Source organism: Reichenbachiella sp. (assembly GCF_033344935.1).
Taxonomy (GTDB): Bacteria; Bacteroidota; Bacteroidia; order Cytophagales; family Cyclobacteriaceae; genus Reichenbachiella.
Genome location: NZ_JAWPMM010000001.1, coordinates 2,227,141 through 2,249,637, shown reverse-complemented (window position 1 = coordinate 2,249,637; position 22,497 = coordinate 2,227,141). Strand labels below are relative to the sequence as shown.

17 protein-coding genes are annotated in these 22,497 nt (G+C 40.9%); 11 read left to right on the top strand and 6 right to left on the bottom strand.

All coding sequences use genetic code 11. The annotated features are described in order from the left end of the window. Window position 1: 1 nt before the first annotated feature. From R8N23_RS09700 to R8N23_RS09690, 3 genes are all read right to left on the bottom strand, one after another. Window positions 2-739, bottom strand: a complete 738-nt coding sequence (locus R8N23_RS09700) for an RNA pseudouridine synthase (protein ID WP_318171396.1) — start codon at window positions 737-739, stop codon at window positions 2-4. After that, a complete protein-coding gene (locus tag R8N23_RS09695; protein ID WP_318171395.1) occupies window positions 739-3,219 on the bottom strand; it encodes a DUF5686 family protein in 2,481 nt (826 codons plus the stop codon). The genes R8N23_RS09700 and R8N23_RS09695 overlap by 1 nt, the downstream gene beginning before the upstream one ends. 204 nt (window positions 3,220-3,423) lie before the next feature. Continuing rightward, a complete protein-coding gene (locus tag R8N23_RS09690) occupies window positions 3,424-5,007 on the bottom strand; it encodes a peptide chain release factor 3 (RefSeq protein WP_318171394.1) in 1,584 nt (527 codons plus the stop codon). A 240-nt stretch (window positions 5,008-5,247) separates the two neighbouring features. Here R8N23_RS09690 and R8N23_RS09685 point away from each other — a divergent pair, with 240 nt between their 5' ends. The 9 genes from R8N23_RS09685 to R8N23_RS09645 all read left to right on the top strand — a co-directional run bounded on the left by R8N23_RS09685 (window position 5,248) and on the right by R8N23_RS09645 (window position 15,708). Continuing rightward, window positions 5,248-5,598 (top strand): phage holin family protein, encoded by a 351-nt coding sequence (locus R8N23_RS09685; protein WP_318171393.1) that lies wholly within the window; start codon window positions 5,248-5,250, stop codon window positions 5,596-5,598. 11 nt (window positions 5,599-5,609) lie between these two features. Beyond that, window positions 5,610-5,822 (top strand): hypothetical protein, encoded by a 213-nt coding sequence (locus R8N23_RS09680; RefSeq protein WP_318171392.1) that lies wholly within the window; start codon window positions 5,610-5,612, stop codon window positions 5,820-5,822. Between the two features lie 287 nt (window positions 5,823-6,109). After that, window positions 6,110-8,032 (top strand): molecular chaperone DnaK, encoded by a 1,923-nt coding sequence (dnaK, locus tag R8N23_RS09675; protein ID WP_318171391.1) that lies wholly within the window; start codon window positions 6,110-6,112, stop codon window positions 8,030-8,032. A 173-nt stretch (window positions 8,033-8,205) separates the two neighbouring features. Next, on the top strand, window positions 8,206-8,988 hold the full coding sequence (locus R8N23_RS09670) for a hypothetical protein (RefSeq protein WP_318171390.1): 783 nt from the start codon (window positions 8,206-8,208) through the stop codon (window positions 8,986-8,988). 124 nt (window positions 8,989-9,112) lie between these two features. Further along, entirely contained in the window at window positions 9,113-9,619 is a 507-nt protein-coding gene (locus tag R8N23_RS09665) for a hypothetical protein (RefSeq protein ID WP_318171389.1), read from the top strand. A 538-nt stretch (window positions 9,620-10,157) separates the two neighbouring features. Further along, a complete protein-coding gene (locus R8N23_RS09660) occupies window positions 10,158-11,369 on the top strand; it encodes a caspase family protein (protein WP_318171388.1) in 1,212 nt (403 codons plus the stop codon). Between the two features lie 106 nt (window positions 11,370-11,475). Continuing rightward, window positions 11,476-13,092 (top strand): hypothetical protein, encoded by a 1,617-nt coding sequence (locus tag R8N23_RS09655; protein WP_318171387.1) that lies wholly within the window; start codon window positions 11,476-11,478, stop codon window positions 13,090-13,092. A 100-nt stretch (window positions 13,093-13,192) separates the two neighbouring features. Further along, window positions 13,193-14,803, top strand: a complete 1,611-nt coding sequence (locus R8N23_RS09650; protein ID WP_318171386.1) for a L,D-transpeptidase family protein — start codon at window positions 13,193-13,195, stop codon at window positions 14,801-14,803. Next, the gene (locus R8N23_RS09645; RefSeq protein ID WP_318171385.1) at window positions 14,803-15,708 is read left to right on the top strand and encodes a D-Ala-D-Ala carboxypeptidase family metallohydrolase; all 906 of its coding nucleotides are present in this window, start codon (window positions 14,803-14,805) and stop codon (window positions 15,706-15,708) included. The genes R8N23_RS09650 and R8N23_RS09645 overlap by 1 nt, the downstream gene beginning before the upstream one ends. Before the next feature lie 158 nt (window positions 15,709-15,866). Here R8N23_RS09645 and R8N23_RS09640 read toward each other — a convergent pair whose 3' ends face one another. The 3 genes from R8N23_RS09640 to R8N23_RS09630 form a co-directional block, all read right to left on the bottom strand. Continuing rightward, a complete protein-coding gene (locus R8N23_RS09640) occupies window positions 15,867-17,417 on the bottom strand; it encodes an AbgT family transporter (protein WP_318171384.1) in 1,551 nt (516 codons plus the stop codon). Between the two features lie 207 nt (window positions 17,418-17,624). Continuing rightward, complete coding sequence (locus tag R8N23_RS09635; RefSeq protein WP_318171383.1) at window positions 17,625-18,239, bottom strand: FKBP-type peptidyl-prolyl cis-trans isomerase; 615 nt, start codon at window positions 18,237-18,239, stop codon at window positions 17,625-17,627. Window positions 18,240-18,352: 113 nt separating this feature from the next. Then, on the bottom strand, window positions 18,353-19,894 hold the full coding sequence (locus tag R8N23_RS09630; protein ID WP_318171382.1) for an SDR family oxidoreductase: 1,542 nt from the start codon (window positions 19,892-19,894) through the stop codon (window positions 18,353-18,355). Between the two features lie 259 nt (window positions 19,895-20,153). On the opposite strand from R8N23_RS09630, the gene R8N23_RS09625 reads away from it, so the two are divergent. Further along, entirely contained in the window at window positions 20,154-21,089 is a 936-nt protein-coding gene (locus R8N23_RS09625) for an alpha/beta hydrolase (RefSeq protein ID WP_318171381.1), read from the top strand. 60 nt (window positions 21,090-21,149) lie between these two features. After that, a complete protein-coding gene (locus R8N23_RS09620; protein ID WP_318171380.1) occupies window positions 21,150-22,463 on the top strand; it encodes a DEAD/DEAH box helicase in 1,314 nt (437 codons plus the stop codon). Window positions 22,464-22,497 lie beyond the last annotated feature (34 nt).

The window sequence follows — 22,497 nt, the reverse complement described above, 5'->3', positions numbered from 1 at the left end:
TCTAGTAGAGTTTATCTTTGTATTTGTCTTTCTTGGCGAGCTCCTTGGCTGATTTATCCAATACTAAAAACTGTTCCCAGAAGTCATTGACAGGAACGCCCGCCAGTACTTTTACAGGTTCTTTTTTGACTGGATGAATAAAGTCTAAAGCTCTTGCATGAAGGTTGATACTGGCATCGGGGTTGGCTTTTGGAAATCCATACTTCAAGTCGCCACGAATCGGACAGCCCATAGAGGCTAGCTGCACTCTGATCTGATGCGGACGACCTGTAAGCGGTCGGACTTCTAATAAGAAGTGATCATTCAACTTGCCAAGTACTTTGTAATTTAATTCTGCCCGTTGTGCTCCTTCGGTTGGTTTGTCGTAGGCAGTGGTCTTATTAATCTTTTCATCCTTCTTGAGGTAATGAACCAATTTATCCTCTTTTTTTGGTGGTCTACTTTTCACCACCGCCCAATAAGTCTTATTGATTTTCCGATCCTTGAAGAGCTTGTTCATTCGCTCTAAGGCTTTGGAGGTACGAGCAAAAACTACTGCCCCACTCACCGGACGATCAAGTCTGTGTACCGTGCCAAGGAACACATCTCCCGGCTTATCATACTTGCTCTTGATGTAGTCCTTACAATAATCCAGCAGCGGCTTGTCTTTGGTCTTATCGCCTTGTACGAGGATCCCCGAAGCTTTGTCTACGATTAGCAAATGATTGTCTTCATAGATCACTATAAATGGTTTCCCCATTACAAATTGATTTTCATATTTAACTTAAAAAATAGATTATCCCTTGTGGATTCATAGGCATAAGCACCATGTCTATAAACTGCATCAAATCCCCAACCCATATATCCTACATCGACAAAGTTAATCCTAATCAGTTTTTTGATGCCAATTCCTGATTCAAAGTAACCATCCTCCATGGTTTTAAAATTCAAATCATCTCCCTGATGTCGTTCTGGGTGAGACAACTGGCCATATCCAGCATTATGGTAAATAATAAACTCTGGTTTCATTATTCTATTGGCAATCAAGAAATTGCCAAAATTATGATTAAAAAATACCGCCACCTGCTTATCTGAAAGGAATTCGTAAATATCCATCGTTTGAAAGTACTCTGGCACACTCAATTTGGACGTAGCGTTTCCTAGTCCCGTAATCATATGACCATAAGGTACATCTCCATACACATAAGCCGCCCGGACAAGCACATTCGATTTTCCTAAAAAGTATTTCTTTCTATATTCCAAACTGGCATCAAAACGATCGTAATCAAAATCACCTCCCAACCATCCTGAGTTGGCGTGGCTGTACTTGAAATTGAGCACTGGAAAGTCATAATCGAATAGTACCTTCTTTCCATACAAGTCCAAATACTGTTCGTTTCTCACATATCGAAAGGCCAAAGACAGTTGGTTGATATCAAAGAAGTTAGAAGAATAATCAGTATTGTCATACATATAGTCGTAAGTAGACTGCTGCATCGACTTGGACAGTGTAGTCTGCGCGTACAGAAAAGGTGCTATCCTCCTATTCAAACTCACCTTGTAAGTTTCTTGTCTATCGAATAAGTTCCCTTGAAACGATCGAATCAGGTCGTCAATACTCGAGATCTTACCTTCGAAGAATCGCTGCGTACCGACTTCTCTCAAATCCTTCTGATAGGTGAAAAGCACGTAGGTATCCGTTCTTCGGTCAAAAATGTATTTCAGGTTGGTGCCATACTTCCATTCTTCATCTGCAAAACCATAGCCTCCATAACCTCCTAACACTAGTTTTTCAGAAAAGTTATTGTTGGTTTCCAGTCCCATACCCAGTCGGAATTTTTCATAAGTATTGATTCCGAAAAAATCGTCGACTCGAACATCCACTTTGCCCAAGTTCAACCGCAACGTCAATAGAGACTCAGCCACACCTTCTACCACACGTAAATTTTTATACAGGGAGTCTGCTGCGATATAGGTGTTTAGTTCCATCGAATCAAGGGGTACCGCTCGGTGTGCATCCAGAATTTCCTTTTGTTCTTTTGGGTTCACTCTATTAAGGGTGATACCAATATCGCTAAAGTCTTTTTGTGTGAAGTTGGTACTTAGATTGACATCAGAGAGATACCGTCTGTTTTCTAATATTAGATTTCTACCATAGAATTTAAGCTCTTTGAAAATGATATCCGTATTCAACTGAACAGGGAACCAATTCCCTGAAATTCTATCATAGCGCTGCTGAATACTGACATCAATTTTGGAGTTAGCCACATGCGATTTGGCAGTCACATTAGTCAGGGCGTAATCGTTGGCATGCACCCACAACAGTCCTTCGAGGCCATCAAATTTCTTTCCTTTTTTGGGCGTATAGCTGACGACGAATACGGTATCTGTTTGATAGAAAGTCGTATCCTCTATATAAAATTCATATTGAGACAATCCAGAAGGATTGATCGGGTTGATATAGTCTTTATCAAAAATATCCAGGATGTCTGCGTAAAAGCCGAAAGGCTGATATAGACCACTGAAAGCAGCAAAAAGTCCGCCTCTCAACCCAGATATCTGAGTAGCTAGAATCGTTTCGTTTTTAAGACCTGGTTCGATAAATTTAGTTTCGGAATAAGATTCCGCTACATACAAATGCCTGGTATTAAACGAACTATCAACTTTGAAGAATTTGGTATTGGTTTGATTGGCGCTGCTGTCAGTAGACCCAGCTAATGTTTCCGCCTTATAGCGCTTTACCAATGAATCCGCAGTGGCGGCATCAGCATCCAAATGATAAACATCCTTGGTGTAAGACCTATAGCTATACTGATCGAATCTGGCAGGGTCATGCTTTTTACGATTATCAATCACCTTTTTCATCAAAATATTGGCAGGATTCTCTCCAGCTTCAAAAACCAATTCCTCCAATTCGGTCACTTCCTTATCCATATATATGGTCGGAGAATTTTTTATTTGTTCAACAGTTAGCTCCTTTCGGATAAAGCCCACATGTTGAAAGGTAATATTCCCTTGGTATCCCGCCGGTATGTTCAAAGTAAATCTTCCGTCTATATCAGATATGGTACCTGTACTGGTTCCACTGATGGCTACCGTCACAAATGTCAAGGCCTCTTCATCTTCCGACGAGAAGATACGACCAGTTAAACTTTGTGCAATAGCCCCATGGCTCACTGAAAGCAACAGCAATAAGGTAAGGGGTAATAAGAATAGGTTTTTGGTAAAATTGGTATTCATGAAAAGTTGCAAAGATTGACAGATCTTGATTGAAATTAAACATCATGACAGAGACTATATTGCTTCTCTAATCACGTACATCAAAGACAATCAAATCTCCAAAACGTAACTATTATAAAATCTTATAACCTTAACTCTGCTGCTAAATAAAAGATACACATTTATCGATAAATGTGTATTTAAATCTCCGTGGTGTGAAATTACCTAAAACTCACTAGTAAAATGGAATTCTATTTCTGGAAAATTATCCTGAACCATTTGCAACCAAGCCTTGGATTCCGCCATAAACACTAATTTTCCGTCTTTGTCTTTAGCGATATGACGGTACTTTGAATCTACAAACTCATCTAATTTTTTCTTGTCTTCACTACTAAACCAGCAGGCCTTGAATAGATTCATGGGCATAAACTTACAAGTAGCGCCATACTCGTGCAAAAGTCTATGCTGAATTACTTCAAACTGTAGTGCTCCGACAGTACCGACTACTTTTCTGGCGCCCATTTCGTAGGTAAATAGCTGAGCCACACCTTCATCCATCAACTGAGTCAAGCCTTTTTCAAGCTGCTTGGTCTTCATGGCGTCCATATTTACTACCTCTCGGAATATCTCCGGAGAGAAACTAGGAATGCCTTTGTACATGCCCTTTTCGCCTTCGCTCAAAGTATCTCCAATCTTTAGGTTACCAGTATCATAAAGACCTACGATATCACCAGGATAAGCTTCATCGATGACTTCTTTGCTCTGTGCCATAAAGGCTGTAGCATTCGAATATCTGAATTTCTTATCGAGTCGGGTATGGAAATAGTTGCTACCTCTTTTGAATTCGCCGGCACATACTCGGACAAAGGCAATTCTGTTTCTATGCTTTGGATCCATGTTGGCATGAATCTTAAATACGAAGCCGGAGAACTTAGACTCCTCTGGCATAATCTGTCTTTCTTCCGTATATCTAGGGGCAGGACCAGGCGCAATGTCGATAAAACAGTCTAGCAACTCCTGCACGCCAAAATTATTCACCGCACTACCAAAAAACACTGGTGCTACTTCCCCACTCCTATAGGTTTCAATATCGAATTCTGGATAGCCACCATCTACCAACTCTACATCCTCACGAAGTGTTTCAGCGTATCGCTCCCCTATCAACTCATCCAATACCGGATCATTGATATCCTCAATGCTAATGTCATTTTCTTTGTCAAGCTTTTGTTTACTTGCCGTGAAAAGCTTGAGTTTTTTCTCATACAAACTATAGACCCCTTTGAACGTCTTACCCATGCTAATAGGCCAGCTTAGCGGTCTAACTTTGATATTCAGTTTGGCTTCTATTTCATCGAGTAAGTCGTATGGATCCTGCCCTTCTCTATCCAGCTTATTGATGAATACCATTACAGGTGTATTCCTCATTCGACAAACTTCCATCAGCTTCTCTGTCTGAATCTCCACGCCCTTCACGCAGTCTACCACCAAAACTACACTATCCACAGCCGTCAACGTACGATAAGTATCTTCAGCAAAATCCTGGTGACCCGGTGTATCCAGCAGATTGATTCGTCTATTTTTGTAATCAAATCCCATCACAGAAGTGGCCACAGAAATTCCCCTCTGCTTTTCAATCTCCATGAAATCAGAAGTAGCATGACGGTCGATTTTATTCGACTTTACCGCACCGGCAGTTTTGATAGCACCTCCAAAAAGCAAAAGCTTTTCCGTTAAAGTGGTCTTACCCGCATCTGGGTGACTGATGATGCCAAAGGTTTTACGTTTTTCTATTTCTGCTGTTAGACTCATATTTTTTTGTCATTTCGAATGCAACTTAGTGGAATGAGAAATCTTATCGAACTATAATGAGATTTCTCCTATCGTCGAAATGACAATAGAAGGGTTACATTTCGGGGCGCAAAGATAGTAGAGTTCTTAATTTTCTCTGGTACAGACTTAGACTTTGATATTATTTAATTTCACGTTGATTAAAGATTTTTTACATCTGTAAAACATTTGCTAAATTCAGGATTCACTAAAAAATAATATATGAACATATTAATTAGACTCATACTATCCGCTATAGCCGTACTCATTTGCTCCTATGTTCTACCCGGCGCGCATGTCAGTGGTTTCATGACGGCCATCGTAGTGGCAGGCGTATTGGCTATCGTCAATATTTTGGTCAAGCCAATATTTGTTTTGCTGACGATTCCAGTTACCGTACTCACATTCGGACTGTTTCTATTATTCATTAATACATTTATGATTCTCTTAGTGAGTTCACTTGTTCCTGGGTTCGATATCGATGGCTTTTGGTGGGCATTTTTATTTAGTGTAGCACTATCAATCGTCAACTCAGTTTTTGAAAGCATGCAAGACAACAAATCCAACAATTAAATCATATACCCATGAGCAAGCACATTAAATCAGGCATTATATACCTCTTATTAGGCGGTTTTTTTATTTATTGGGCAGAGACCCATTCTCCAAAAAAAATTGGCCAGGCCATTGGCAATGCCTTCAGCGGTTCTTACACCATGGATGAAACGTCTTATTATATCTGTTTGGCTATAGGGGTGGTTATCGCACTATTGGGTGTTAAGAAAATGATTGGTAAATAAATTTCTGAAAGTCATCTCGCAGCTACGCGGAGAGATCCCCCATAGTCAAGCAGGCTGCCAGCAGCTAAGAAGATGTCTCCTTTGCACTACGACATGACCATAATTCTAATTCTGTCAGTCTCGATAAGAATAATCCTCCCAATTCGTCAGTCGTAATTCTTAAATCCAAACTCATTTCTGCCAATCTGTCACCACGTCAGTCCTATATCCGCTTTGGCATAGGTGTTGATAATAGGCATGTCAGATTAGTAAAAGATTTTTAAGAAGATATAATTAACAAATAGATCATGGGAAAAATAATCGGAATCGATTTAGGTACTACCAACTCTTGTGTGGCTGTGATGGAGGGCAACGAGCCTGTCGTTATCCCAAATAGCGAAGGACATAGAACTACTCCTTCTATCGTAGCATTCTTGGACGGTGGTAAAGGAGAAAGAAAAGTTGGTGATCCTGCCAAGAGACAGGCGATTACCAACCCACAAAATACAATTAGCTCTGTGAAGCGTTTCATGGGTAAGAAATTTGCAGAAGTTTCTGACGAAATGAAGAATGTTTCTTATGCTGTAGAAAGCGGAAACAACGACGTGGTAAGAGTGAAAATCGGTGACAGAAATTACACACCGCAGGAATTGTCAGCAGTGATCCTTCAAAAAATGAAGTCTACTGCCGAAGATTACTTGGGCACTGAAGTGAAAGAAGCAGTAATTACTGTTCCGGCATACTTCAACGATGCGGAGAGACAAGCTACTAAAGAAGCTGGTGCAATCGCTGGATTGGAAGTAAAAAGAATCATCAACGAGCCTACTGCTGCGGCATTGGCTTATGGATTGGATAAGAAAAACGCGGACATGAAAATCGCTGTGTATGACCTTGGTGGTGGTACATTCGATATTTCTATCCTTGAGTTAGGTGACGGTGTATTTGAAGTAAAATCTACTAACGGTGACGTACACCTGGGTGGAGACGACTTTGATGCAGTAATCATCAACTGGTTGGCTGAGGAGTTTAAAAGCGACGAAGGCATCGACCTAAGAAAAGACCCAATGGCACTTCAGAGATTGAAGGAAGCGGCTGAAAAAGCTAAGATTGAATTGTCTAGTTCTACTAGCACTGAGATCAACTTGCCATACATCATGCCGGTAGACGGTGTGCCAAAGCACTTGGTAAGAAGCTTGTCTAGATCGAAGTTTGAACAATTGGCTGATGCTTTGGTAAAAAGATCAATGAAGCCTGTAGAGCAAGCATTGAAAGATTCAGGTCTTTCTAAGTCTGACATCGACGAAGTAATCTTGGTTGGTGGATCTACACGTATTCCGATCATTCAGGAAGAAGTGGAAAAGTTCTTCGGCAAGAAGCCTTCTAAAGGTGTAAACCCTGACGAAGTAGTAGCTGTAGGTGCTGCGATCCAAGGCGGTGTATTGACTGGTGAAGTGAAAGACGTATTGCTTCTTGATGTTACTCCTCTATCTCTCGGTATCGAGACCATGGGTGGTGTAATGACTAAGTTGATCGAAGCGAACACGACCATCCCTACGAAGAAGTCTGAGACTTTCTCTACTGCCGCTGACAACCAGCCATCTGTGGAAATCCACGTGGTACAAGGTGAGCGACCAATGGCGAAGGACAACAGAAGCTTGGGTAGATTCCACTTGGATGGTATTCCACCAGCACCAAGAGGTATTCCTCAGATCGAAGTGACTTTCGACATCGATGCCAACGGTATCATGCACGTAACGTCTAAAGACAAAGGCACTAACAAAGAACAAAGTATCAGAATCGAAGCTTCATCTGGATTGTCAGAAGAAGAAATCGAGAAAATGAGACAAGAAGCTGAAGCAAATGCTGAGTCTGACAAAGCAGAAAAGGAGAAAATCGAAAAGCTCAACGGAGCGGATTCAATGATCTTCCAAACTGAGAAGCAGTTGAACGAATTTGGCGATAAATTGTCCGACGACAACAAAGGCAAAATCAACGCTGCACTTGAGAAGTTGAAAGAAGCACACAAGTCTGCTGACTTGGCCGCTATCGACGCTGCGATGGAAGAAATGAACGCTGCATGGCAAGGTGCTTCTCAAGAGATGTACGCTGCGACTCAAGGCGCGGAAGGTGGAGCTCCTGGAGCTGACGCCGGACAAGCCGGACCAGAAGCAGGCGCTGCTGACTCAGACGTGTCTGATGTAGAGTTCGAAGAAGTAGATGAAAAGAAGTAAGTTTTGACTTCCAGTGAAAGTCAAAATTATTGATGTGGAATACTCCACGCTAGCAGACTGCTAGTTTTTAAATAGATATATGAAGCCTTCTTGTTCCGATCACTATCGGAGCAGGGAGGCTTTTTTGTTGAAATCATCTAATTGTTTACATTTAATTAGATTGAGTCACAAGTATGTACAACCCATATAATAAATATTTAGATCATCTCTATGAAGTTGTTCTCGATTACAGACATACCACAAGCCTCATCTGTAGAATTTTAGTAAAAGATGTCGAGAGAATCTCACGTGGCAATACAATCTCAGAGAATCATTCTGCCTTGATACTTAGTGATTGGACAGGTCCAACTGAAAAAGGTAGGGAAATAAATCAGCATTCAAACAAATACAGATATACAGGAAGGGAAAATTACGCAACTGATATAGAATATTTAATTTTTAGAGAATGTGGGTTGATTTATGCTCAAGTATTTGAACTTTTAGAAAAGTTCATACAAGACTGCTTATATGAGAAAGCTTTAAAAAATTATGACCTTAGAGCACAAATTCTAAATCACTTCAAACCTAATCAACCTATTTCCAGGGCAAAAATGCCGGGAGGTGAAAACCTTTTCAAGCTATTAAAAAAAGCTGCTCCCAGGTACTATAAAAATCACTCAACATCTAACAATTTAAATATTGATTTTAAGAATTTCTGGTGTGTTATTTCAGAATCTCGACATGCATTAACACACAACCGTGGATATTTACAAGCCACAAAACTTAAAGGTCATGAACAAGAAAAGATCTTCCACCAGTATTTTAACAATATTCAATTCCAATCAGATTTTTTCATTATTCAACTGGATACCGAAAATTTGACTTATTTAACAAAGCGAATCAGTGAATTTGCATTCCAGATATATAAGATAATAAGCTTAGAAGACGGATTTGATTGGAAATATTTAAAAGATTAATATAACAACCCTTTCTGGGAAACCGGAAAGGCTTTTTTGTATTAATTTTTACTCTGAAAGAATTTTTACATTTTTCTGTTTAAATAAATTACATTTATAGTTTAACTATTTGTTTACTATCCAAATGACAATTTTAGAATTCAATCAAATACTAAATCAGTTTATTCCAATTGTGAGTATAGATGATGTTGAAAACATAAAGCATTTAGTTATTAGGTTTATTAATTCTTCAAATCTGACTATTGATCTTAAAAAATTGCAAAATGCTCTTTTAAACAATAGTAAAAGACCCCAATATGATACAGAACTTCTGCTTTTTTTTGAGAAACTACAAAATGGAGAAAATTTTGAAGGCCTAAATCCAAAGACTTTAAAAGAGCTATCGGAAATCAAAAAGAGAGTTATTTTAAAAAATAAAAAACCGAGGTTATCAAAATTACTTAGATCAGCATTAAAAACTGTTGCTAAGAAAAAGAGTAAAAAATCAAAGAATATCAACTATGATTCATTCAAAAGGCTTGGTAAAATAAATAATATAAAAGCTGATACTACTCATCTAAAATTAAAACCTGAAATGTATATTTCCACTTGGGGGGAAGACCCGTATACTCCACCTCCAACAGAAGAATAGTATCCTAAACACTCCTTCATTACTCGACATCTGCAAGGTACGAGATTGCATCCACACAACCCACTTGGCGCAAGTTTGCAACTTGTGCCCCCACTTCCTCAAAATATCACCGTCATTACCAGATGACTTTGAGGCACGAAAAGGCATCGGGTAATCTCCCACGTCCGGCAGGAAGCAAGGAAACCTAACTCATTTGCTCTTACCGACCTCGATCACCTAGATAAAACCGGGTGATGACGTGCAAAAAACGAATATAATGGAAAGCACTCATAATAATGCACCTATTTCAACCACTCAGAGTCACCTGAAAGGGACTCTGAGTCTAACTGCACACATCAGAGTTCTTCAGCCCGATTACCTTTCTAAAATTCATTTCTATCATGAAGTAACTCTGATGGAATTTTAACGAGGAGATTTTACCACTCTCCCCGCCTCAACATCGCGCTGAAACTCCCTAGATAAAACCCCACCAAGACCACAATTGCTATTCCACCAAAAAACAAGCAATTTTACTACATAGCAAGCCGTTATCTTAAGCATGAAAGCATTCCTACCTACGCTTCTTCTTCTCTCTCATTTAGCCTCGTCACAGATTCCAAACCTAACAGGACTATGGAGTGGCACATCCAGCACGGCGCTAGGCACCTATCAGGTCTTTGATCAGATAGAGCAACAAGGCCTCACGCTTTCAGGCAAAGGAAAAATCATCAACCTGCAACAAACCGACTCTAGTGCTTATGAATTTGAAGGATATATCAAGGGCGATCAGATCGTCGTCACACATACCCAATTCATTTACAAGACTCCGTTGGCCTGTTTGTCCAAAATCAAATTAGCGTATAATCAATCCTCAGGAGTTGAACAACTCACAGGTCGCTGGGGCGGTCAATTGGTCAAAAACGGATGTTTACCTGGAATTGGCGGTAAGGTCGAATTGCAAAAAGTAAAGTCTACACCAACGCATGCTTTAAGCAATACGGAGATTTCCAAAGTGATCGACCAAAATGATATCATCGGACAATCACTTACAGCGAGACTACAATCCAATAAGTTTTATGCGCTACTTATCGGCATAGAAGATTACAAAGCCGATGGAATAGATCCGCTCAACAAACCCATTGATGATACAGAATCACTGTACGAGGTCTTGTCTAAGAATTATGGATTCAACAGTCAAAATACCATATCACTAAAAAACCCAACAAGGTCAGAAATCATACAAAGCTTTGAATCACTAGCAGAGACAGTGACCAACGATGACCAACTGCTAATCTTCTATGCTGGTCATGGCGTGTGGGACGAACAACTCACCCAAGGGTATTGGCTTCCCGTTGACGCCAGTATGAACAGCAAATCTCAATGGCTATCGAATAGTACCATCAGAGACTATGTGAGAGCGATTGACAGTAAACACACCTTGCTCATCACAGATGCCTGCTTCAGTGGTGGACTGCTAAAAGAACGTGCCGTCTACAACAACAGCAAAGCCATGCTCGAGCTTTATAAATTACCAAGTAGAAAGGCCATAACTAGTGGCACGCTAACCACCGTACCTGACAATAGTGTGTTTATGAAATATTTGATTAAAAATCTGGAAAACAATCAGGCTCCACTCCTGTCGGTAAGTGAACTTTTCGCTTCATTCAAAATAGCTGTTATCAACAATAGTCCGAATGGACAAGTCCCTCAGCTAGGTGCCATCAGTCAATCTGGTGACGAGGGGGGTGAGTTTATTTTTTACAAGAGATAAATTTTGTAAGTCGATCACGACAACATTCGCGATTTTCTAAGTCAGCCGCTTCCTTTTCATTACTCCCTATTAATGAGTAAATTCAAGAAACTTCTATCCCATTCTTATGAACCGTTTTCTAAAAGTACTCAGCCTGGCCATATTAACTACTGCCTGCAATACCAATAATAAGACCAACACTGATAAGAATACCCTTGGCGAACTCCAACATGGTTTTCCTGTTTCTGTCGAAGCACAAGCTGATTTTGAAGAAGGCTTACTCCTACTTCACAGTTTCGAATATGACGATGCACGAAAAGCATTTTCAATAGCAGCTGAAGCAGACCCCAATGAAATGATGGCCTATTGGGGCATGGCCATGTCGCATTACAAAGCCCTCTGGGGACTACAAAATGTAGATGAAGGAAGAAATATCCTTGAGATGACCGGAGCAACTAAAGAGGAGAGAATTGCCAAAACAGAAGAAGGCATCGAAAGAGATTTTTGGATTGGACTTGAGTTGTTGTTTGGTGATGGGGAACTGAAAGAACGGAATCAAGCTTTTGCCGATCATCTATCTCAGCTTCATAAGGCCAATCCTGAGCAGCAGGAAATAGCAGCATTCTATGCGCTATCCTTGCTATGGTCTGCACCACGTGATGGGTCTCAGGAACAAAACATCAATGCAGCTGAAATTGCTCAGGGTATTTTGGCTGAAAACCCCAATCACCCTGGCGCTTTGCACTATACCATTCACGCTTATGACAGTCCAAATTTGGCTATCAAAGGAATCGAAGCTGCCAACAAATATGCGAGCACAGCACCTGATGCTGTACATGCGCTACATATGCCATCTCATATTTATTTAAATCGAGGCATGTGGAATGAAGTAGCCTCTTCCAATGAAAACTCCTACGGGGCCAGCGTACGAAAAATGGAAAGACTCGGTTTGGGTGATGAAGCCAGAGGGTTTCACAGTTACCAATGGCTGCACTATGCCTACCTGCAGCAAGGACGGTTTGACAAAGCGACAAAACTCATGAAAGACATGTTGACCTACACCGTGAATGCCCAAACGCCCTCCGCTCGTAGCTATTTAGTCAGCATGCAAAACTTTCAGGTTTTAGAATCTGGTTTATGGAATTTGAATGAAGCGCCATTAGTAGTTGAAATAGAAGATTTGAGTATTGAGAACATTGCGCAGCATCATTTTTTCGTCAGTCTTATGGCTTCAAAGGATAGTGACCTTGATACAATACAGGAACAAATCGAAATTTTAGAAGGAAAAATAGCAGCCGCAGAAATATTGGTTACAACAGACGGCATCGCCATGTGCAGCGCGGGTTACACACGATATGCTCCCAACAAACAGACGATCATGGGTGCAGAAATCATGTTGAATCAAATAAAGGCTTTGTTACAAATCTCAAAAGGTCAACACCAGAATGCCGAAATACATCTCAAACAAGCGGTGTCTATCGAAAGTGAACTTCCACTACCCCAAGGGCCACCAGATATTCCATGGCCTTCGTTTGAGCAATATGCTTATTGGCTCATGACGCAAGACAGGTATGAAGAAGCCATTGCTGTATTTGATCAGGGATTAGCCCGTACACCACTGAGAGCCAAAGCCTTGCAAGGCAAAAAAGCAGCCCTTGAAGCCTTAGGCGATAGGGAACAAGCACAAGAAATTCAGTCTTTACTAGATGTGTTTTGGCAGCAGGAATTGATTGCTAGTAAATAACTCAATTGAGATTTAGCTACTTTAAAAATATATTTCTTTAAAGCATCAACTATTTATTTTCTTCTTCGTTCTAATCGCAATTTTGTAAAAAACATAAAAAATGATTGTTAGAATATACCTGACCTTATGCCTTTGCCTCACCTCTATTTTCGCATGGAGTACAGTGAGTGAAACTAATGAACACCTACGAAAAGTGGTAGAATATATCCGATTAGGCCATGAGGCTACCATCGAAAGTGAAACTATTTATTGTAGAATATTACTTCCTGAATTCTACCTGCGCAACTCATTCAGTTTGGCCTGGGATGCTCAAGACAAAAAACAACTATTGAAAGTATTAGAAAATGCACCTAATGATGGTCTATTCTCAAAGGACTATCACTATGATGCACTAATAAAACTAAATACTTCAGCTAAAACCTTAGAACAAAAGGCTGAATTAGACCTATTGTTCACGGACGCTTTTTTACTTTATGCCAGTCATTTCCTAAACGGAAAGGTAAACCCCGAAACTGTAGATGGTGAATGGAAAGCTGTTCGCCGCGAAGGCAATGCAAGGGAATTTTTAGAGCAGGCACTAGCATCTGGAAACATTGAATCATCTCTAAGGAGCTTAAAACCAATTCATTCAGGGTATGATGTATTGAAAAAACAACTGGCTGTATATAAAAACCTGGCTGCCTCAGGTGGATGGGAAACTATTCCTGAAGGCCCGACCTTGAAACTTGGAATGACTGATAGTATTCGAATACCTAAACTCATAGATAGATTGGTGATTTCCGGCGATTTGGTGCTCATGAAAAACAACAATTATGAGCTCAATACCATGATTGAAGGTGCACTAAAAAAATACCAAACCAGAAATGGATTGGAAGTAGACGGTGCACTTGGCAAGCAAACGACAGAGTCATTAAACATCCCCATTGAAGAACGAATCAATCAAATCCTGATTAATCTTGAGCGCTACCGTTGGATCGCGCAAGATTTGGGTGAGCATTATGTCATTGTCAATATTGCCGATTTCCAAATGCAGGTATTTCGTCAGGGAAATTTGACATTCGAGGAAAATGTGATTGTAGGAAAAACCTTCAGAAAAACACCTGTCTTTAGTAGTAAAATGACTTACATGGTACTGAACCCTTATTGGGTGGTACCACCTACCATTCTATTTCAGGACTTCTTGCCAGAAATCCAGAAGAACCCTGCTTTTCTGACGGCGAAGAATATTAAAGTTCTAAAAGGATTTGGCTCTGGCGCAAACATCGTCGATCCTACGACTGTTGACTGGAAGCAATATTCTAAAAACAATTTCCCATTTACCTTGAGACAGGACCCTGGCCCAACAAATGCTTTAGGCCAAGTGAAGTTTATTTTTCCAAATAATTACAACGTCTACATCCATGATACGCCTAGCAAGGAAATGTTTCAGCGAGCCGATCGTGCTTTTAGCTCAGGATGTATTCGACTCAAAAACCCCATGAACTTCACGCATTATCTAATAAAAGATAATCCCAAATGGAACAAAGAAGCCATTGACAAGATCATGCGTGAGGGTAAGGAATATACCATTTTTCTGGACAAACCAGTCAATGTCCATATTTTATATCTTACCTCCTGGGTAGAAAAAGGAGAATTACAGTTTAGAAAAGATATCTATAACCGTGACCAACCTTTATTAAATGCTTTACTCCAAGATTCATCAAAACTATAATGTATACATTCAAATCATTTATTGCAGCAAGTCTCCTTCTCATGGCCTCTTCGGTATGGGGTTATCAAAACGAAAGAGCAAATTTCACCATTGAAGTAAACGGTGAGATCAATCCATACAACGTCTTTTCAGTATTCGTCATGCCAGAAAAGGAATTCAAAGTTTCCAGCGTTCAAAATATCACTATGAAAAGCCAGCATCTAACTATTAATGGGCTTTCAATAAAGAGCCCAAGTAATCCTGGTATTTATCCAGTTCAAGTCATTCATGAAGGTGGCGAAGAAATGCTTTTGAATGTGATGGTTCTTACTCCAATTACTGAGAAAAAAGGAGAATATCTAAGTGGTTACCGAATTGGTAATTACCCAACGAAACCATTGCGAGACAACCCTATTTATAACAGACCCACTGGACTGTTTGAAGTGACGAAGGAAAATGAGAACACCAAACTGACTCCTCACTTTACCTTGAAACAATTCTTGTGTAAGCAAGCTGGAGATTATCCCAAGTATGTCATTATTAGGGAGCGATTACTGTTGAAATTGGAGTACCTACTAGAAAAAACTAATCGCTCTGGTTATGCGATTGAAACGTTTGGATTCATAAGCGGGTACCGAACTCCCTTCTACAACAAATCCATTAAAAACGTACAATACAGCAGACACGTATACGGAGGTGCAGCAGATATATTTATCGATCAAGATAAAAATGGTGCCATGGACGACCTTAACAAGGACGGAGTGATAGATGAAAAAGACGTTAGAATTTTCTATCAAATCGTAGACAACGAGTATGATAAAAAAGACTACCACAAGTTCAGAGGTGGGCTTGGCTTCTACAAACGCAACAAAGTGCATCACGGGTTTATCCATGTAGATGTTCGTGGCACTAAAGCCAGATGGTAACAAAAAAGTGCTGTCCCAAAAGTCTAAAATCTCTAAGAATTGTCACATTGAGGCTCTCGAAATGTCTGCCCGCATCTAGCAACAAGGCTTCGAGTACCTCAGCCTGACAGTTTACAGGGCTTTTGAGGCAGCACTTTTTTTCATTTTTTCAATTAATATTAATACCCTCCGTATACATAACTCGCCTGAAGTCCCAAAGGAATACCCAGCACCCAGAACGTAACCAAGAAGATTGTCCAAAGAATTAATAGCGCGATAGAATAAGGTATCATCACAGAAACCAAAGTACCAATCCCAGTTCCTTTCACATACTTCTGACAGAACACTACAACCAGTGGAAAGTAAGGCATCAATGGCGTGATGATGTTAGTGGACGAATCCCCTACTCTGTAGGCCGCTTGTGTCAGATCTGGCGAATAGCCCAATTGCATCAGCATTGGCACAAAAATAGGTGCCAACATCGCCCATTTGGCTGAAGCCGAACCAACGAATAAGTTGACAAAAGCTGCTAAAAATATAATTCCTGCAATGGTCACTGGTCCAGAAAGGTCAAGCGCTTTTAAGAAATTTGCGCCTTTAATGGCCAACAAAGCACCCAAGTTGGATGTGCCAAAAGCATAAATGAATAATGAACAGAAAAACGCCATTACTACATAGTAAGCCATGCCCCTCATCGATTCAGACATGACGTCGATAATATCCTTGCTGGATTTAAACTTACCGGCAACCACGCCATGAATGACTCCAGGCAAAAGGAAAAACAAAAAGATCAAAGGTACAATCGACTGCATGACAGGGGCCGAAAATGAAGTCAAAGATCCCGAAGCATCTCTAAAAGGTGAACTTTCAGGAAGCAAAGACAATACGAAAAGGATAAACACAACAAACGTCACAATAGTCGCCGTCCAAAAACCTTTTTTCTCCTGTGCGGTAAACCCACCCATATCCGGAGCCTTTTCAGCATCTTCATCTACTGGATTGTTTTTATTTAGTCGAGGCTCGATGATCTTATCCGTAATGTACCAACCGATTAAGGTCACCAAAATGCTGGATGCGGCAGTGAAATAGTAATTATTCAATGGATTAACCTGCATCGTTTCATTGATGATCTGTGCTGCTGGTTGTGTAAAACCTTGCAACAAAGGATCAATGGCTGATGGCATAGGGTTGGCACTAAAGCCTCCAGATACGCCAGCAAAAGCAGCAGCTATACCTGCCAGCGGATGTCGGCCAGCAGCATAGAAAATAATCCCTCCCAAAGGAATGACTAGCACATAGCCTGCATCAATAGCGGAGTGAGAAACAATTCCAACGAAAATAACCATTGGTGTCAAAAGAAAACCCGGGGTCTTCTTTAGCATCATTTTGATGGCTGTGTGGATGTAGCCAGAACCATCGGCTACTCCAACGCCTAACATGGCAACCAGCACGACTCCTAATGGTGCGAAGCTGGTAAAAATGGTTACCATCTTTGACAAGAAGGTAGTCAATGCCGTTCCGGTCAACAGGTTCTGAACTCTGATAGGAAGCCCGTCCCTTGGGTTGATTTCTGTAAATTCTATAGAAGCCATCAGTGCAGAAAGCACCCATACGATGAAAATGGAAATGAGAAATAGTATAGCAGGATCTGGCAGTTTATTACCAATGCGTTCTACATGGCCTAGCAACCTATTTACTAGGCTATTGTCATTTGAGGATTCAGATGTCATTTTATTATTTGGTTATGTTTAATAGTTCTGGTTGGGTTCAAATAATCTTTTCAAACCAACTTACCTAATGGTAAATCATCCCAAATTAATTCAATTCTATCAATTTCACATAGATCGAATCAAAAAGCCATTGAATTGGTGGATTGTAGCACAAAAAAAGGTCTTACTTCGAAAAGCAAGACCCTTTTTTATCACAAGAAAACGAATTTATCCTTGTACTTCAAGCAATTCAATATCAAAAATCAATGCTGCAAATGGAGGAATATCAGCGCCTGCGCCTCTATCACCATACGCCAAATTGAATGGAATGTAAAGCTTCCACTTATCACCTGGCACCATCAATTGCAAGGCTTCAGTCCAGCCAGCAATTACTCCGTTCACTGGAAAAGTAGCTGGTTGACCTCTTTGCACAGAACTATCAAACACTTTACCGTCAATCAAGGTACCCGTATAATGTGTAGTTACCTGGCTAGCAGCAGTTGGTTTAGTGCCAGAAGCATCACCTGATTCGATCACTTCATATTGCAAACCACTTGGCAAAACAGTAACTCCGTCTTTTGTAGCATTTTCTTTCAAGAAAGCTTCACCTTTTTCTTTGGCATCGCCGTGAGCGGCTGCTTTCAACTCACCTATTTTCTTTTGGATCACCGCGTTGATTTCTTCGACGGTCAATTCGCTGTGACCAGCAAATGAATCACCCAATCCGCTCATAAAAGCATCGATTTCAAAAATCTCATTGAATCCTTCGTTGGTGAAGTTTGTTCCTACACTTTGTCCTAGTCCGTAACTGAATTTTTGTTCTTCAGTGTTTAATTCTGTCATTGTAATGTCTTTTATTAAGGGCGCAAAGGTAGGGCTTTCATACAGGTCTCCAAACTAAGGACACAAATGATCCTAAGTTTCCACTTTTCACTTTAAAGACTTTCAACTCTTACCTACCAATCAATAGGAAAATAGTCCTTCAAGAACTTACCACACCAATGCTCCCCTCGGTTGATCCCATCAAATACAGGATCCATCACACGAGCGGCTCCATCAACAATATCTAGCGGTGGCTGAAAGTCATGGACTTCTTCTTTGAATTTGGCTATCTGCGCAGGGTCTTCATCCGTCACCCATCCGGTGTCTACAGCATTCATATAGATGCCATGTTTGGCTAATTCACCAGCGGAAGTATGTGTCAGCATATTGAGTGCTGCTTTGGCCATATTCGTATGTGGATGGCGTGGTTCCTTTTTGAATCGGTAAAACTTACCTTCCATAGCCGTTACGTTCACGATGTGCTTGACCCCTGTGTTCTCGCGTTTCATCATGGTCGACAAACGGTTACAAAGCACAAATGGAGCAATTGAATTCACCAACTGCACTTCTAGCAATTCTGGTGTAGGTACCTCCCCTAATTTGAGTCGCCAGGAATTGGTTGTTCGAAGATCTACTTGTTGCAAATCCACATCTAGTTTCCCTTCCGGAAATACTTCCTCATTCTGCAAGGCCCCATCATAACTATAAGGTATTTGCGACAATTGCGCAGAAGCGCGAAGTCCGAGCCCTGGTGCTTTTTCATTCCAGGAAACAGCCAAAGTAGAGGTATCCTTGCCTGATGGACTTACTGCCCCAATCCTATTCAAACAATTGTGGTGGCTGGTCAATAAAGTTTGAACATCTGGAGAATGGTCTTCGAATGGCAACTGCTCCTTGTCCATCATGTGAGTGTAGAATCCTGGAGGGCGGCGAACCGTCTGCGCCGCATTGTTGATCAGGATATCCAAGCGATCATAAGTCTGCTCGATATAGGTGCAAAACAGCTCCACACTCGGTGTATGTCTCAAATCCAATCCATGAATATGCAGGCGATCGCTCCATTTGTAAAAGTCCTTTTCTTTGGCGAAACGAATAGCAGAGTCCGCAGGAAAACGAGTGGTGGCAATCACTGTTGCTCCAGCTCTAAGCATCATTAGTGTCACGTGATAACCGATCTTCAACCTTGATCCGGTCATCAAAGCTACTTGACCTGTTAAGTCAGCCGTTTGGAATCTTTTGGCATAGTTCAGATCACCGCAAGTCTCACACATGGTATCGTAGAATGGGTGGAGCTTGGTGTATTCGGCTTTGCACACATAGCAGTTTCGAGGTGAGTTTAGCTCCTTGCCTTCCATATCCAGTTTAGCGGCTGGAAGCAATATTTGATCAGGCGCTTCGAAGACTTTGGCCGTTCGAGCCGAGCGGATACCAGTCGCTTCTCTTGCCGCACGGTCTTGTTTTCGGATGGCCGTCTTTTCCTTAATCTTCAAGTCCTTTCTACGCTTGCGTAATTCGGTACGATCAGGACGGGACACCTCGCCTGCTGCTTTCATCAAAGCCACTCGTTGCTCTTCAGTCAATTCAACCAACGGCTGACTATCCTGCACCAAACCCTGCAAAGTAGCCAAGCATGCTTCCAGGTCTTCCTTGCTGATATTTTTCTTCTCCGTTTCCATTTCGAGGCGCAAAGTTATGGAAAGACTTTATTAAAGAGGTTACTTGGAGTAACCTCTTTAATAACCTCCGACCCTAGCGTCTCGTTAAGAAGTTTCCTCCAATCGTACTTCCTTACGGAATGACTTTCATTGGTTATATGTCTTATCGAAGCAAGGATATTGAGAGTATAACCTCCAAATAAATAAGTATAATATTCAAATGACTTAAGGGTTAGCATCAGTTTCTGAGACATTGATATACAACTCCTAAACTATTGAAATGAAAATTTTTCTAAAAATTTCCGTCGCTCTTATAGTAACCTTACTTGTTCTCATTTGTATTCGCTTCGGTTATTCAGACCTAGATCTTGACTATTTAAAAACCAAATACGCACAACCGCCTTCTACTTTTGTATCCGTTATGCATATGGACGTACATTTCCGTGATGAAGGAAATCCAAATGATTCACTCCCTATTGTGCTCATTCATGGTACCGGATCCAGTCTCCATACATTTGATGCTTGGGTTGAGGATTTGAAAAGTGACCGCAGAGTCATTCGTATGGATTTACCTGGTTTTGGACTCACAGGGCCTTTCCCAGATCGAGACTACACAATGACCCACTATGTCGATTTTATTAATCAGTTCCTAATTCAACTTAATATTGAAAAATGTATTCTCGGTGGTAATTCATTGGGTGGACAAATCGCATGGAATTACACAGTCGAATATCCTGAAATTGTGAGTAAGTTTATACTTATTGATGCTGCAGGCTATCCATTGGAGTCTGAAAAAGTACCCATTGCATTTAGAATTGCCAGAATGCCAGTCTTGAATAAAATCTTAACTTTTATCACTCCAAAATCCATGGCACGTTCGAGTGTGGAGAGTGTTTATGCAGACAAATCTAAAGTAACGGATGATTTGGTAGACAGATACTTTGAATTGACCCTTCGAGCCGGCAACAGACAAGGCTTGGTTGATCGCATGACTACCGATATGAAAGGAAACAAAGTTGAATTGATCAAAACCATCCAATCGCCTACTTTGATCCTATGGGGAGCGGATGATCTTTTAGCTACAACTAAAAGTGCTTATAAATTTCAGGCTGACTTACCCAATGATACGCTAGTGATTATGCCCAATGTGGGACATGTACCGATGGAAGAAAGTCCAAACGAGAGCTTGGCTATTGTAAAGGTATTTTTGAAATAATCTGACAGACAATTAAAGAGGTTACTTAAAGTAACCTCTTTAATAGCATACCTTTGCCGCATGTCAAAAAACATCAAAGACCAACAAGCCATTCTTCAAAAACTGGGCATCTCCGAACTCAACCCCATGCAGCTGGCTGCCAAGCAAGCGATTTCTGAAAACGATGAAGTGGTGCTGCTCTCTCCTACGGGTACCGGTAAAACGCTGGCTTTCTTATTACCCATCATCGCCAACTTAGATCCAGATCTTAATGAGGCGCAAGTTCTTATACTAGTTCCCTCTCGCGAACTAGCCATTCAGATCGAACAAGTGGTTCGAGAAATGGGAAGTGGCTTTAAAGCCAATGCCGTATATGGCGGTAGAGCAGGGTCCAAAGACAAAATAGAATTGAAACATGCCCCTGCCATCCTCATTGGCACACCGGGAAGAATAGCAGATCATTTTCGAAGGGAAACGATTTCAACGGATCATATCGATACGATCGTGCTGGACGAATTTGACAAATCATTGGAGGTGGGTTTTGAAACGGAGATGATTGAGATCATTGATGAACTAAGAACGGCCAAGCAGAAGATACTAACCTCCGCCACTCAAAAAGTGGAGATTCCAGCTTTTGTTGGTTTGAAAAACCCAACACAACTCGACTTTCTAGATCAGGCATCAAACAATTTGACTTTGAAAATGGTGACCGCCGAAACAAAAGACAAGTCGGCCGCACTGGTCCAACTCCTTGGTCATATCCAAGTAGGCAATGGCATCATCTTCTGCAATTTCAAGGACACCATCCAAGAAGTGAGCGACTATCTCGCGGATCACCACATTAGTCATAGTTGCTTTTATGGAGGACTAGAACAGCAGGATCGCGAAAGAGCCTTGATCAAATTTAGGAATGGAACGAGTCGATTGTTGCTCGCCACGGACCTGGCAGCGCGCGGTATTGACGTACCTGCCTTGGACTTTATTGTTCATTTCCAGTTACCACCTAAAGAAGAGGAGTTTACACACCGAAATGGGCGAACCGCGAGAATGAATCAAAACGGTATCGCTTATTTGCTGAAAGGCAAAAACGAACGAGTACCTGACTTTGCTGTCAACATAGAAGAGGAACATATTTCCAATACAAAACCCTTTCAAGGCAGTCAACTGTGTACACTTTTTATCTCTGGCGGTCGAAAAGACAAAATCTCTAAAGGTGACATCGCAGGCTTGTTTATGAAGCAAGGTGGATTGAACAAAGATGAGCTGGGTATGATCGAATTGAAGCAAGACTGTGCCTTTGTAGCAGTACCTACTTCCAAATCGAATCAATTGATCAAGCAATTAAACAATAGCCGCCTGAAAAAGAAGAAGGTCAGAATCAGTCAATTGAACTGACCTTATATTCTATATTTGCTCAATACAAAATCTG